Raw genomic sequence first — 11,845 nt, 5'->3', positions numbered from 1 at the left:
GCGCTCCCCCTCCCCGAAAGCCGCATCGGTGATGACATCCCGCTCAAGCCCCGCAGCCCTTCCTTCCGTGCCCTGGTACCTGGCACTCGGACAGCGGTTCGCGACGCTCTGGATCGTGAAGATGATCGGCACCACGCTCGGCATCTCGGGCTTCTTCTTCCTGTACTTCTGGGTGATGCACAACCCGCCGTCGACGCCGACGGTGATGCCGCTCACGCCGCTCGATCACTGGGTGGATGTGAGCGACGACGCGATGCTGCTCTACGGCTCGCTGTGGTTCTACATCTCGCTCGCCCCCGCCTTCGCGAAAGACAAGGCCGAGCTGTGGACCTGCGCGCGGGGCGCCGCAACCATGGCGGCCGTCGGCCTCGCGGTGTTCTGGTTCTTTCCGACCACGGTGCCGGTGTTCGCGGTCGATTGGTCGCAGTACCCGGCGCTGCAGTTCCTTAAGGCCACCGACGTGGGCGGCAATGCCTTCCCTTCGCTGCACGTGGCCTTCGCGGTGTTCACGGCCATGCTGCTGGGCCGTCAGTTGCGCAGCGTGGGTGCGCCCGCGTGGACGCAATGGGTGAACCTGCTGTGGGCCGTCGGCATCGTCTACTCGACGCTGGCAACGCGGCAGCACGTGCTGCTCGACGTGGCCGGCGGCACGCTGCTGGCCGTGCTTGTCGGCTGGGCACGCACGAAGCGCAAGCGGCTGGTGCTGGCCGAGGCCTGATCCTTCGGGATTACCGAGGAACCGGCCTTGCCGGCTCTCGGGTCTTGCCCACAGCAGCGGGTAGGCGAAGCGACACGAAGTGCGCGAAGACTAGGGGTGTGAGCCCCGTTCACGACTACCAGAAGATCCAGAGCGCCAGGCCGCCGAAGATGGACCACTTCACGAGGTAGTACGCCCGCTTGTCCCAGGCCTTCAGGCGCTTGCCGACAACGCGGATCTGGTAGATGTACTTGAATGCGCGGTTGATGCCGCCCGTCTTGTCGCCCGCGTCATTGGGCGAGCTCGCGGCGGCCAGCAGGTTCTTGGCGAACCAGCGGTTCACCGCGCTGGCCCAGCGGTATTTCAGCGGACGCTCGATGTCGCAGAACAGGATCACTCGGTCGTGGTCGGTGGTGTTCTCGGCGTAGTGGATGAAGGTCTCGTCGAACACCACGGCCTCGCCGTCGCGCCAGTGGTAGCGCTGGCCGTCCACGTCGATGTAGCAGCCTTCGACGCCCGGCGTCCACAAGCCCAGGTGGTAGCGCAGCGAACCGGCGAACGGATCGCGGTGGCGCACGAGGCGGCTGCCGGGCGGCAGCTCGGCGAACATGGCGGCCTTGATGGTGCCGATGCCCTTGAGCAGCTCGGTCGTGCGAGGGCACAGGATGGCGGCCGAGGGATGCGCCTCGTCGTACCACTTGAGATAGAAGCGCTTCCAGCCGCTCTTGAAGAAGGAGTTGAAGCCCACGTCGTTGAACTGGCTCGACGCCTTGATGCTGCCGCCGTTGCGCATGGCCAGCGCCTCTTCGCGGATGACTTCCCAGTTCTCTTCGAGCACGCGCATCTCGGGGAACTGCGCGGGCGACAGGTACGGCGTGCCGGGCACCTTCGAGAAAAGGTACATGAAGACGTTCAGCGGCGCGAGGAAGGTCGAGTGATCAGAGAGCTGTCTGAAGAAACGATGCCGGACCTGCCCGCGGAAGTGAACGTAGAGCGCGCTGAGCGCGAAGATTGCAAGAATGACCCACTTCATTGGTGAAAGTGTCCTGTAGACGGCGCCGGGGGTAGCCGGGCATTGTAAATCTCCGCCCCAAAATGGACCTGACCAAGCCCTTTGGCCGTGCCCGGAGGGAGGTTTCAGAGGGAAAGCATGGGCTGGGGCGCCTCGGCCACCGCCAGCGGCAGGCGCACCGTGGCCAGCAGCCCGCCGCCCTCGGCCTCGGCCTCTGCGAGCACCACTTCGCCGCTGTGACGGTCCACCACCGATTTGACGATGGCCAGGCCTAGCCCGCTGCCGCTCTGCGTCTGGTCGGGGTTGCGGAAGAACCGGTCGAACACCCGCTCGCGCAGCGCGAGTGGAATGCCTGGGCCCTGGTCGGCCACGGTCAGCACCGCGCGGTCGCCTTCGCTGGCCACCTTCACCAGGACCGTTCCATTCGCCGGGCTGTACTTGATGGCGTTGTTGATCAGGTTGTCGATCATCGAGACCAGGCTTTCGCGCTCGCCCAGCACCGGCACGTGGCCCTCGCATTCGAGTTCCAGCTCCACGCCCCGCGCGCTGGCGAGGCCTTCGATCATGGCCAGCCGGTCTTGCACCAGCGCGTCGAGCGACAGCATGACCGGCAGGTCGCCATGCAGCACCGCGTCGCTGCGCATGAGCTGCAGCAGCTGCCCCACCAGCCGCGCGGCGCGGTCGTTGCTGCGCAGCAAATTGCCCATGAGTTCGCGCTGGCCTTCGTCGGTGCTTTGCTCCTTCAGCGCCTCGACGTTCACGCGCATGGCCGCGAGCGGCGTTCGCAGTTCGTGGGCTGCATCGGCGATCAGGCTCCGCTCACGCGAAGTGCTGTCGCGCACGCGCTGCAAGAGGCTGTTGATGCTCTGCACCAGCGGCTGCAATTCCTTGTGCGGCGGCGTGTACGACAGCGGCGTCATGTCGGCGGGCCCGCGCTCGGAGGTTTCCTTGGTCACCTGCCGCCAGGGGCGCAGCGCGACGCGCATCGAGAGCCATGCCGGAAAGATCAGGAACGGCAGGCTGATGACCAGCGGCAGCAGGTAGTAGCCCCGGTACGCCATGGTGACGGTGAGCCGCCAGACGCTCGGCTCGGCCAGCGTCACGCGCGTGTCCGAATTGGGAGAGACGTGCGTGCGCGCACGCCATGCACGGCCCCCCGCCTCCACGGTCTCGATGCGGTTGGGCACCGTGTTGAGGATGACCGGCACGCCCGCCGTGGAGCGGTAGATCAGCCGGTCCTTCTGCCAGACCTGCAGCACGGCCGCCGTGTCCGAGGCGGCGTCGCCGTCGCCCGAGGCTTCCACCAGCACCTGGTCGAAGGCGGCCAGCGTCTCCTGCTGGCGATCGGGCCGGTCGGCCAGGTTCTCCGCAATCGTCGTGATGGCGTGGAAGATCTTCTGGTACTTCAAGAGCTCAGGGTCTTCGTAGGAGTCGTAGAGCAGAAGCGCGATGGCCATGGTCCACAACAGCGCCACCACGACCATCTGCGCGAGCAGCAGGCGCCGCATCAGCGAAGGCTGCTTCCACTTCCTCCAGCGCAGCGCCAGCGCCTGCATCATCTAGGCGTGCTCCGCACCAGCGACTGCACATCGATCACGTAGCCGATGCCGCGCACCGTGCGGATGTAGCCCTGCCCGATCTTCTTGCGCAGGTTCGAGATGTGCACTTCGAGCGAGTTGCTGCCGTTGGCCTGGCCGCCGGGCAACACCTGCTCTTCCATCACGCGGCGCGTGACCACGCGGCCGGTGCGCTTGAGCAGGAGCGCGAGCAGGTCGAACTCGCAGCGCGACAACTCGACCGGCTCGCCATCGACGATCACGCCGCGCGTGGGCTCGTGCAGAGCGAGGCCGCGCATGCGGATGGTCTCGTCGTTGAAGCCGTAGCTGCGGCGCGCCAGCGCCCGCACGCGCGACAGCAGCTCTGCCAGCGCGAAGGGCTTGACGAGGTAGTCGTCCGCGCCGTCGTCCAGGCTCCGCAGGCGGTCGTCGAGCGCGTCGCGCGCACTCAGCACGAGCACCGGCAAGATCTGCCGGTCGCGGCGCAGGCGAAACAAGAGATCGAGCCCGTCGCCGTCTGGCAGGCCGAGGTCCAGCAGCACCATGTCGAAGGTGCCGCCAGCGAGGGTGCGCAAGGCGTCGTCGAGGCGACGGACCCACACGACGTCCATGCCTTGGTTGGCCAGCGCGATGCGCACGCCGTTGCCGAGATCGAGATCGTCCTCAACAAGCAGAAGGTTCATGGGTGTGCAGGGCGGAGTCGCCCATTGGCCGGAATGGGGCGAAGTATCTGCCAAGCCCCGCGCGGGGACTTCAGGAAACCTTCATGAAGAACGCAGGTGCTCTTCAGACGCGAAAACCACACTGGAACGCGCTCATCCGGAAAGCGCCTCGACGTGAGCAGCCCTCCTTCCTCGCTGACCCGACCGCTTTGGTTTCAACCCCGGTGCCGGCACGAACTTCGTGCCATGTGACGTGGGCATGACGCGCATGCGTGCTGGTCAGCGCAGCAGCTTGATCAGCGCCGCGATTTCCTCTCCGCCGAGCCCCGCCGCATCCGCGCGCTTGAAGAGGCCCGCGGCAAACGCCGGAAACTCGGTGTTGATGCCCGCCTCCTGCGCCGTCTGCCATATGCGCTGCGTCGCCTCGACCGAGATGCGCATCGGGCTCTGCGAGATCTTGAAGTCGCCCGACTGGATCACGGCGCCTTCATGCTGAAGGAAGCCGGCGAAGGTCGGCATGATCCCGGCAACGATGCGGCCGTATTCGGCCACGTCGAAGCCTTCGTGCTCGGCGATGCGCGCGCCATGCATGAAGCCGAGCAGCGTGCCGTAGATGGTGGAGAGCGTTGCAAGATCCATCGCCGCGGCGGCGCTGGCCTTCTCGCCCAGGTACACGGTGCCGCCGCCCAGCACTTTCAGGAGCGGCTCCGCTTCGCGGAAAACAGCCTCTGCACCCGACATGAGGATCGGCGTGTCGGGCTGGCCCATCTGGTCCGGTGCGGCCTGGATGGCGCCTTCGAGGTAAGTGGCGCCGTGCTGGTGCGCCCACACCTCGGCATCGCGCGCCTCGCTGGGGCTGCCAGTGGTGAGTTGAACCAGCAGGCGGCCATCCATCGCGGCCGCAACGCCATCCATCGCGAGGACGGCCTCGACGGCTCGGTAGTCGTAGACGCACATCACCGCGACCTTGGCGGCGCGCACCGCCTCGGCGGCGCTGCGGGCAAGCACGGCGCCCTTCGCGACCAGCGCATCGGCCTTGTCAGCCGTGCGGTTCCACACCGTGACCTTGTAGCCCTGCGCGAGATAAAGCCGCGCGATGGTGATGCCCATCGAACCGAGGCCGAGAACCGAAACTTCCTTGTTGCTCATGGCGATTCCAATGCAGATATTGCAAGCTTGTGATGACGGGTGCATCGTAGGAATTCCACTTGCAAACGGTCAAGTACCTACCATAAAGTGCGGTACTTACCAAAACTTATGTATTGGATCGAGGCATGAAGGCAAAGAAGCCCTACAACTGCGGCATCGGGCCCGCATTCGAAGTCATCGGCGGCAAGTGGAAAGCCGTCATCCTGTGGGAGTTGCATGTGCAGCCGCGCCGCTTCGGCGAGCTGAAGCGATTGCTGCCCGACATCAGCGAGAAGATGCTGATCCAGCAACTGCGCGAGCTGGAGACCGATGGTCTGGTCAACCGCGAGGCCTTTCATGAGGTGCCGCCGCGTGTCGAATACTCGGAAACGAAGCTGGGCGCCACGCTCAATGTGGCGCTCGGGCCGCTGGCCGATTGGGGGGATCGCTATGCGAAGCGCGTGGAGGCCGCGCGCAAAAAGGCCGAAGGCTAGTCGGCCCAGCCTGTCTCGATTTCGGTCTTCACCTCGGTCATGAGCTTGTGCACCGGGCACTTGCCCGCCACGCGCAGCAACTCGTCGCGCTGCGCTTCGGTCAGATCGCCGGTCAGGCGCAGGCCCGACTTCAAGCGGTAGACGCCCTTGCGCTCCTCGCTGTCGTCACGATCGACCACCACCTCGATGTCTTCCACCGGAATGCCCTTGCGGCGCGCATAGATCAGCACCGTGAGCGCCTTGCAGGCCGCGAGCGAAGCGTCGTAGAGATCGTGCGGCTCAGGGCCCGCATCGCTGCCGCCGCCGGCCGGCGAAGCATCGACCGGTATCTCGTGGTTGCGGATCTTGAGGATGTGGCGCGTGCCGGTGGTGCCGTCGCGGCGGATCGAAATGCTCATGCCGGTTTCCTTGGGGATGAAAAGAGTTTCGTTGGCGCGACCGGATGGTAGTCGCGGCGATCCGTAGTCGTCAGCGGTCCACTGCGAGCACCAGCGTTTCCTTGATCTCTTCCATCACCACGTAGCTGTGCGATTCGGCCGCGACCGGCAGCTTCTTGAGGATGTCGCCCAAGAGGTGCCGGTATTCGCTCATGCCGCTCAGGCGCGCCTTCACGAGGTAGTCGAAGCTGCCCGAGACGAGGTGGCATTCGAGCACCTCGGGCATGTGCAGCAGCTCCTGCTTGACCTTGTCGAACACGTCGCCCGACTTGGCCGAGAGCTTGATTTCGACGAACACCAGCAGCGTCTTGCCCAGCGCTTCGGGCGACACGCGCGCGTGATAGCCGGTGATGACGCCGTCGCGCTCCATGCGCTTGACGCGCTCGGCGCAAGGCGAGGCCGAGAGGCCGATGTGCTCGGCCAATTCAGTCATCGAAACACGGCCCTGGCGCTGCAGCAGGTCGAGGATCTTGCGGTCGATTCGGTCGAGTTCCGGCATTTCACTCCTCGGGCTGCGCTGGTAGATTTTCGGCAGCGAATTTCACCGCGAAACCCTGAAAAACAATGGAATCCACTGCATTGTGCACTTTAGATTCCATGTATTCCATCTGAATCAGCGGATACACCATGAAAGTCATCGTTCTGGGCGGCGGCGTGATCGGCACCACCACGGCTTACTACCTCGCGCGCTCCGGCGCCGACGTGACCCTGCTCGATCGGCAGTCCGGCCCCGCGGAGGAAACCAGCTTCGGCAATGCCGGGCAAGTGTCGCCGGGCTACTCCACACCGTGGGCCGCGCCGGGCATTCCGCTGAAGGCGATCAAGTGGATGTTCAAGAAGCACGCGCCGCTGTCGATCCGCCCCGACGGCACGCTGTTCCAGCTGCGCTGGATGGCCGCCATGCTGCGCAACTGCTCGCCCGAGCGCTACGCGGTCAACAAGGAACGCATGATGCGCGTGGCCGAATACAGCCGCGGTTGTCTGCAGCAGTTGCGCGCCGACACCGGCCTTGCGTACGAGCACCGCACCGGCGGCACGCTGCAACTCTTTCGCACACAGGCGCAGCTCGATGCGGTGCAGCGCGACATCGCGGTGCTCGAGGAATGCGGCGTGCCCTACGAACTGCTCGACCGCGACGCACTCGCCCGCATCGAGCCCGCGCTGGCCGGCGCGCGCGACCGTCTCACCGGCGGCCTGCGCCTGCCCAACGACGAGACCGGCGACTGCCACCTCTTCACCCGCGGCCTCGCCGACATCGCGCGCGGCCTGGGCGTGGACTTCCGTTTCGGCCAGTCCATCGACGGCCTGGAAACCGACGGCGGCCGCATCACCGGCGTGCGCACCACCACCGGCAAGATCCTCACGGCCGACCGCTACGTGATGGCCTTCGGCAGCTACTCGCGCGCCGCCATCGCCTCGCTGGGCCTCGACATTCCCGTGTACCCCGTCAAGGGCTACTCGCTCACCGTGCCGCTGCTCGACGAATCGCTCGCGCCGCAATCGACCGTGCTCGACGAGACCTACAAGGTCGCGGTCACGCGCTTCGACAACCGCATCCGCGTCGGCGGCATGGCCGAGCTCGGCGGCTTCGATCTGCGGCTGAACCCGGCCCGCCGCGCCACGCTCGAGAAAGTGGTGAGCGACCTGTTCCCGGGCGGCGACCTGCCGAGCGCCAGCTTCTGGACGGGCCTCCGCCCAATGACGCCCGACAGCACGCCCATCGTCGGCGCCACGCGCTACGCGAACCTGTTCCTCAACACCGGCCACGGCACCCTGGGCTGGACCATGGCCTGCGGCTCGGGCAAGCTGATCTCGGACATGGTGATGGGCCAGCAGCCGGACATCCGCACCGATGGGCTCGGCATGGACCGCTACGAGCAGGCGCCGTCGCGCGGCACGCGCCCGAGCCCCGTCACTGCGCCGGCCTGATCTGACCGACGACGTAACGGCCGCTCAGGCGGCCTTGGCGATGGGAATCGTCGCGCTGTTCATGCCGCGATAGACCTCCGCCTCGCCATGCTTCGCAAGCAGCTGCATCAGGTGCTTGCGGATCAGCATGCCGGGCCGGTCCGACTCCATCGAATACTCGACGCCGCGCCGGCGCGTGTCGACCAGCGCATCGGGGTCGGTCGATTCGAGGATGTCCTTGTCCTCGCGCGTGATCTCCGCGTCGAAATCGATCAGCAGCTGCGCCGCGCAGTCGGCCTCGGTGTCGTTGCGGAACAGCCATTGGCACAGCTGCATGCGCCCGTCGTCGATGGGCGTGAAGCAATTGATGATGATGTGCCGCACGCCGCTCGGGTACTCGATGTCGAGCCGGCGCGAGAACGGCAGGAAATAGGCGTTGCGCATGTGGCGCGTGGTGATCGCATCGGTCACGCCGCTGATCGCATGGAACTTCACCGGGTTGCTCGCCTCGATGACCGTCTCCGCATAGAAGCCCGACTCGTTTTCCACCAGCTCGTACTTGCTCGGCTTCGGGCTCGCGGCCACGCCGAAGGTGGCGCGGTGCACGAAGCTGAAGTGCGAGTTGTCGAATGAATTTTCGAGCGCGCGCATCGGGCTCGTCTGCCACTCCTCGTGGAACTGGAAGATCGTGCGGTAGGCCGGGTCGGTGAACTCCGGAATCTCGGGGATGTCGGCGATGGGCTCTTCAAGTGCCACCCATGCATAGCCGTAGCGCGCGGTGCAGCGATAGGCCGTCGTACGGTACTCGGGCGAGATCTTGCGGTCGGCCTCGTACTGCGGAATGCGGATGACCTGGCCGCTGCGGTCGTAGGTCCAGCCGTGGTAGCCGCATTGGATGGCGCCTTGTCCGCAGGCCTTGCCCTGGCCATCGACGCACCAGCCCTTCGAGAGCTTCGCCGTGCGGTGGCAGCAGCGATCGCGCAGCGCAGCCGGCTCGCCGCTGGCATCGATGAAGAGAACGATGTCTTCGCCCAGCAGCCTGAAAGGCTTGGGGCCATCGGCCAGTTCGGTGAGCGGCATGACGGCATGCCAGAACTTGCGAAAGACGGGTTGTTGGGTAACGAGCATGCGTGGACTCCTTCTGTTGTTGCGCGTGGGTACGAACGAACCTGAAAGAGCAATTTCCTGCCTGGATGCTGCGTGGAACATCGTGCGGCTGAACGCTTCTACTCTGCGCAACCTGCCTTGCAAATTGCGTGCCCGGATTGTGCGCGCGGCCCGGCCGGTGCGCCAAGCCATCGTCACGAAGCCCGAGAGAAATCCCTTGGCATGCGTCGTGCATCAGCGATGGCAAGAGTAGAAGCGTTCAGCAGCGCACGCACCACGAACGTGCGCCCGCCCGGAAATTGCTCTTGAAGCGCCTTCTGCTTTGTTCTTGCAGCGGAAGGTTTTTTCAAGACCCGAAGATTCCGAGGCCCCACATGCAACGTCGATTCTTTCTAGCGGCCAGCGCCGCGACCCTTGCCATTCCGTCCGTCATGGCCCAAGGCACCGGCAAGCTCACCCCGATCAAGTTCACGCTCGACTTCCGCATCAACGGCCAGACCGCGCCCTTCTTCCTTGCGCACACCAAGGGCTACTACAGGGACGAAGGGCTCGACGTGAGCATCGACACCGGCGCCGGATCGGTCGCCTCGATCACGCGCATCGCGAGCGGCGTCTACCAGATGGGCCTGGGCGATATCAGCTCGCTGGTCGAGTTCAACGCCCAGAACCCCGGCACACCGATGGTGCAGGCCGTGTACCAGTACTACAACCGCGCACCGTTCGTGATCATCGGCCGCAAGGACCGCGGCGTGACCGGCGAGTTCAAGAGCCTGCAGGGCAAGAAGGTCGCGGCCGCGGCGGTCGAATCGACCCGCCGCGCATGGCCCATGGTCGCGCGAAAGCAGGGCATGCGCAGCGACGCCTTCCAGTGGCAGACCACCGACTTCAGCGCGCGCGACAACGTGATGGTGCGCGGCGACGTCGATGCCGCCACCTACTTCCACGACTCGGCGATCTCGCTCTTCGCGCGCATGAAGCCCGAGGATCTCTCGGTGCTGAAGTACGCGGACGCGGGCGTCAACCTCTATGGCAACGCGATCCTTGCGAGCAGCAACCTTATCGCGCAGAACCCGAAGGTGGTCGCCGCTTTCCTGCGCGCGACCAACCGCGCGATCGTCGAGACCTTCGCCAACCCGGCGCCCAGCATCGCCGCCATGCGCCAGCGCGAGCCCATCCTCGACGAGAAGATCGAACTTGAACGCTGGGGCGTCACGGCGCAATATGTGGGCGCGGCGGACACGCGCGGCCACGGCCTCGGCGACATCCGAAAGCTCACGCTCGAGCAGCAGGTCGACGAGGTGGCCGACGTCTTCGGACTCAAGGTCAAGCCCGCGGCCGACGCCATCTTCAACACCTCGATGCTCCCATCGCATAACGAACGCATGATCGAACGCACGATTTCCACCAAGGCATGAACTTCAGCAACACAAACAACACGACCTCGCTCCCCGAAGAAACCACGCTCGACGAGCGCGACGGGCGGTATCTGCGCAAGGCCATCGGCTGGTCGCACCTCGCGCGCCGCCAGGGCAACCGCCCCTTCGGGTCGGTCATCGTCTCCGCCGACGGCGAGGTGCTGGCCGAGGCCTACAACAACACGGGCGAGACGGGCGACTGCACCGGTCACGCCGAGACGAATGCGATCCGCGCGCTGGCCGGCCGCGGCATCTCGCGCGACACGCTCGCGGGCGCCACCCTCTATGCCTCGGGCGAGCCCTGCGTGATGTGCGCGGGCGCGATCTTCTGGTCGAACATCGGCCGCGTGGTGTTCGGCATCGACGCCGAACGCCTGCGCGTGTTCCGCGGTGAACGGCAGGACCAGCGCGATGCGGAGCTGTCGTGCCGGGACGTGTTCCGCGCCTCGCCGCACCCGATCGAATGCATCGGGCCGGCGTTGCTGGACGAATCCGCCGCGGCACACGACGGGGCCTGGAAAGTCTGAGCGGCGAGAGCGGCGTCATGGCTCGATAGACTCGCCGCATGCCCTGGCACGCCCGTCTCCACCTCGACTACCAACAAGAATCCGACCGCACCGTCGCCCGTTTCCGTCACGACGGGCCGCTGCGCATCCTGCAGAGCCTGTACCCCGAGGGCGATGCGATCTGCCACAACGTGCTGGTGCATCCGCCGGGTGGCTTGGTCGGGGGGGACACGCTCGACATCGACATCCAAGGGGCGGATGGCAGCCACGGGCTGATCACCACGCCGGGGGCCTCGCGCTTCTATCGTTCCGAAGGCGAGCTTGCGCTTCAGCGCACGCGCATTCGACTGGCCACGGGCGCACGGCTTGAATGGCTGCCGCTGGAAGCCATTTGCTACAGCGGATGCCAGGCGGAGAACCGGCTGACGATCGAGGCCGAGCCGGGTGCCGAGATGATCGGATGGGATGTGACGGCGCTCGGATTGCCGAACGCCAACCAGCCGTTCGAACGAGGCAGCTATCTGCAGCACATCGAAGTGCCTGGGGTTTGGCTCGAGCGAGGGCGTATCGATGCGGCGGATCAACGGTTGCTGCAGAGTCCGCTGGGTTTTGGCGGACATCGGTGCATTGCATCGCTGTTCTTCGTTTCGGGCTCGCCGGCGACACGGGCGCGGCGCGAAGCGCTGCTGGCGCATGCGCGCAGATTGCTTGAAGCACACGAGCTGTTCGACAGCGCCGGTGCGACCAGCCCGCATGCGGAGGTCGTTGTGCTGCGTGTGCTGGCGCCTGTGGTGGAGCCTGCGATGCAGTTGCTGAGAGAGGTTTGGCAGGCTTGGCGGGCCGAGTTGTGGCAATTGCCAGCAGCTACGCCGCGGATCTGGTCGACCTGAGGACAGCATCGCCGGCGTATGACGCCACACCCG

The 11,845-nt window shown here is 65.8% G+C and carries 13 protein-coding genes; 6 read left to right on the top strand and 7 right to left on the bottom strand.

The window, feature by feature from the left end:
- Positions 1-31 precede the first annotated feature (31 nt).
- Positions 32-718: a phosphatase PAP2 family protein gene (locus QFZ83_RS04390; RefSeq protein ID WP_306880738.1), complete on the top strand. Its 687-nt coding sequence runs from the start codon at positions 32-34 to the stop codon at positions 716-718.
- Positions 719-833: 115 nt separating this feature from the next.
- Here the strand turns inward: QFZ83_RS04390 and lpxO are convergent, their stop codons facing one another.
- The 4 genes from lpxO to QFZ83_RS04370 form a co-directional block, all read right to left on the bottom strand.
- Positions 834-1,730, bottom strand: a complete 897-nt coding sequence (gene lpxO / locus QFZ83_RS04385) for a lipid A hydroxylase LpxO (protein WP_306880739.1) — start codon at positions 1,728-1,730, stop codon at positions 834-836.
- A 104-nt stretch (positions 1,731-1,834) separates the two neighbouring features.
- On the bottom strand, positions 1,835-3,268 hold the full coding sequence (locus tag QFZ83_RS04380; protein ID WP_306880740.1) for a HAMP domain-containing sensor histidine kinase: 1,434 nt from the start codon (positions 3,266-3,268) through the stop codon (positions 1,835-1,837).
- Positions 3,265-3,948: a response regulator gene (locus QFZ83_RS04375; RefSeq protein WP_306880741.1), complete on the bottom strand. Its 684-nt coding sequence runs from the start codon at positions 3,946-3,948 to the stop codon at positions 3,265-3,267. Before QFZ83_RS04375 ends, QFZ83_RS04380 begins: the two co-directional genes overlap by 4 nt.
- A 258-nt stretch (positions 3,949-4,206) precedes the next feature.
- Positions 4,207-5,076 (bottom strand): NAD(P)-dependent oxidoreductase, encoded by an 870-nt coding sequence (locus tag QFZ83_RS04370; RefSeq protein ID WP_306880742.1) that lies wholly within the window; start codon positions 5,074-5,076, stop codon positions 4,207-4,209.
- A 125-nt stretch (positions 5,077-5,201) separates the two neighbouring features.
- Between QFZ83_RS04370 and QFZ83_RS04365 the strand changes: the two genes are divergently transcribed.
- Positions 5,202-5,549, top strand: a complete 348-nt coding sequence (locus tag QFZ83_RS04365) for a helix-turn-helix domain-containing protein (protein WP_306880743.1) — start codon at positions 5,202-5,204, stop codon at positions 5,547-5,549.
- Here QFZ83_RS04365 and QFZ83_RS04360 read toward each other — a convergent pair.
- Both QFZ83_RS04360 and QFZ83_RS04355 read right to left on the bottom strand, forming a co-directional pair.
- Positions 5,546-5,947, bottom strand: a complete 402-nt coding sequence (locus QFZ83_RS04360; protein WP_306880744.1) for an OsmC family protein — start codon at positions 5,945-5,947, stop codon at positions 5,546-5,548. The genes QFZ83_RS04365 and QFZ83_RS04360 overlap by 4 nt on opposite strands.
- A 70-nt stretch (positions 5,948-6,017) precedes the next feature.
- Positions 6,018-6,485: a winged helix-turn-helix transcriptional regulator gene (locus QFZ83_RS04355; protein ID WP_013542969.1), complete on the bottom strand. Its 468-nt coding sequence runs from the start codon at positions 6,483-6,485 to the stop codon at positions 6,018-6,020.
- A 128-nt stretch (positions 6,486-6,613) separates the two neighbouring features.
- Here QFZ83_RS04355 and QFZ83_RS04350 point away from each other — a divergent pair, with 128 nt between their 5' ends.
- Complete coding sequence (locus QFZ83_RS04350; RefSeq protein WP_307503072.1) at positions 6,614-7,915, top strand: D-amino acid dehydrogenase; 1,302 nt, start codon at positions 6,614-6,616, stop codon at positions 7,913-7,915.
- Positions 7,916-7,939: 24 nt separating this feature from the next.
- Here the strand turns inward: QFZ83_RS04350 and QFZ83_RS04345 are convergent, their stop codons facing one another.
- Complete coding sequence (locus QFZ83_RS04345) at positions 7,940-9,022, bottom strand: aromatic ring-hydroxylating dioxygenase subunit alpha (RefSeq protein WP_307503069.1); 1,083 nt, start codon at positions 9,020-9,022, stop codon at positions 7,940-7,942.
- Between the two features lie 353 nt (positions 9,023-9,375).
- Between QFZ83_RS04345 and QFZ83_RS04340 the strand changes: the two genes are divergently transcribed.
- Genes QFZ83_RS04340 through QFZ83_RS04330 form a run of 3 tightly spaced genes read left to right on the top strand, consistent with a single transcriptional unit; the run spans position 9,376 to position 11,812 of the window.
- Positions 9,376-10,416, top strand: a complete 1,041-nt coding sequence (locus QFZ83_RS04340; protein ID WP_307503067.1) for an ABC transporter substrate-binding protein — start codon at positions 9,376-9,378, stop codon at positions 10,414-10,416.
- Positions 10,413-10,943 (top strand): nucleoside deaminase, encoded by a 531-nt coding sequence (locus QFZ83_RS04335; RefSeq protein WP_013542973.1) that lies wholly within the window; start codon positions 10,413-10,415, stop codon positions 10,941-10,943. Before QFZ83_RS04340 ends, QFZ83_RS04335 begins: the two co-directional genes overlap by 4 nt.
- Before the next feature lie 38 nt (positions 10,944-10,981).
- Entirely contained in the window at positions 10,982-11,812 is an 831-nt protein-coding gene (locus QFZ83_RS04330) for an urease accessory protein UreD (RefSeq protein ID WP_307503062.1), read from the top strand.
- Positions 11,813-11,845 lie beyond the last annotated feature (33 nt).

Origin of the sequence: Variovorax sp. W1I1 (assembly GCF_030815625.1) — a bacterium.
Classification (GTDB): domain Bacteria; phylum Pseudomonadota; class Gammaproteobacteria; order Burkholderiales; family Burkholderiaceae_C; genus Variovorax; species Variovorax paradoxus_C.
Note: the sequence above shows the minus strand (reverse complement) of the source record. Positions and strands in the feature narration are given on the sequence as shown.

What these genes read in the sequence shown, in the direction of transcription:
- QFZ83_RS04390 (WP_306880738.1), top strand. Translation starts at nt 32, where the DNA reads ATGACATCCCGCTCAAGCCCCGCAGCCCTTCCTTCCGTGCCCTGGTAC.
- lpxO (WP_306880739.1), bottom strand. Translation starts at nt 1,730, where the DNA reads ATGAAGTGGGTCATTCTTGCAATCTTCGCGCTCAGCGCGCTCTACGTT.
- QFZ83_RS04380 (WP_306880740.1), bottom strand. Translation starts at nt 3,268, where the DNA reads ATGATGCAGGCGCTGGCGCTGCGCTGGAGGAAGTGGAAGCAGCCTTCG.
- QFZ83_RS04375 (WP_306880741.1), bottom strand. Translation starts at nt 3,948, where the DNA reads ATGAACCTTCTGCTTGTTGAGGACGATCTCGATCTCGGCAACGGCGTG.
- QFZ83_RS04370 (WP_306880742.1), bottom strand. Translation starts at nt 5,076, where the DNA reads ATGAGCAACAAGGAAGTTTCGGTTCTCGGCCTCGGTTCGATGGGCATC.
- QFZ83_RS04365 (WP_306880743.1), top strand. Translation starts at nt 5,202, where the DNA reads ATGAAGGCAAAGAAGCCCTACAACTGCGGCATCGGGCCCGCATTCGAA.
- QFZ83_RS04360 (WP_306880744.1), bottom strand. Translation starts at nt 5,947, where the DNA reads ATGAGCATTTCGATCCGCCGCGACGGCACCACCGGCACGCGCCACATC.
- QFZ83_RS04355 (WP_013542969.1), bottom strand. Translation starts at nt 6,485, where the DNA reads ATGCCGGAACTCGACCGAATCGACCGCAAGATCCTCGACCTGCTGCAG.
- QFZ83_RS04350 (WP_307503072.1), top strand. Translation starts at nt 6,614, where the DNA reads ATGAAAGTCATCGTTCTGGGCGGCGGCGTGATCGGCACCACCACGGCT.
- QFZ83_RS04345 (WP_307503069.1), bottom strand. Translation starts at nt 9,022, where the DNA reads ATGCTCGTTACCCAACAACCCGTCTTTCGCAAGTTCTGGCATGCCGTC.
- QFZ83_RS04340 (WP_307503067.1), top strand. Translation starts at nt 9,376, where the DNA reads ATGCAACGTCGATTCTTTCTAGCGGCCAGCGCCGCGACCCTTGCCATT.
- QFZ83_RS04335 (WP_013542973.1), top strand. Translation starts at nt 10,413, where the DNA reads ATGAACTTCAGCAACACAAACAACACGACCTCGCTCCCCGAAGAAACC.
- QFZ83_RS04330 (WP_307503062.1), top strand. Translation starts at nt 10,982, where the DNA reads ATGCCCTGGCACGCCCGTCTCCACCTCGACTACCAACAAGAATCCGAC.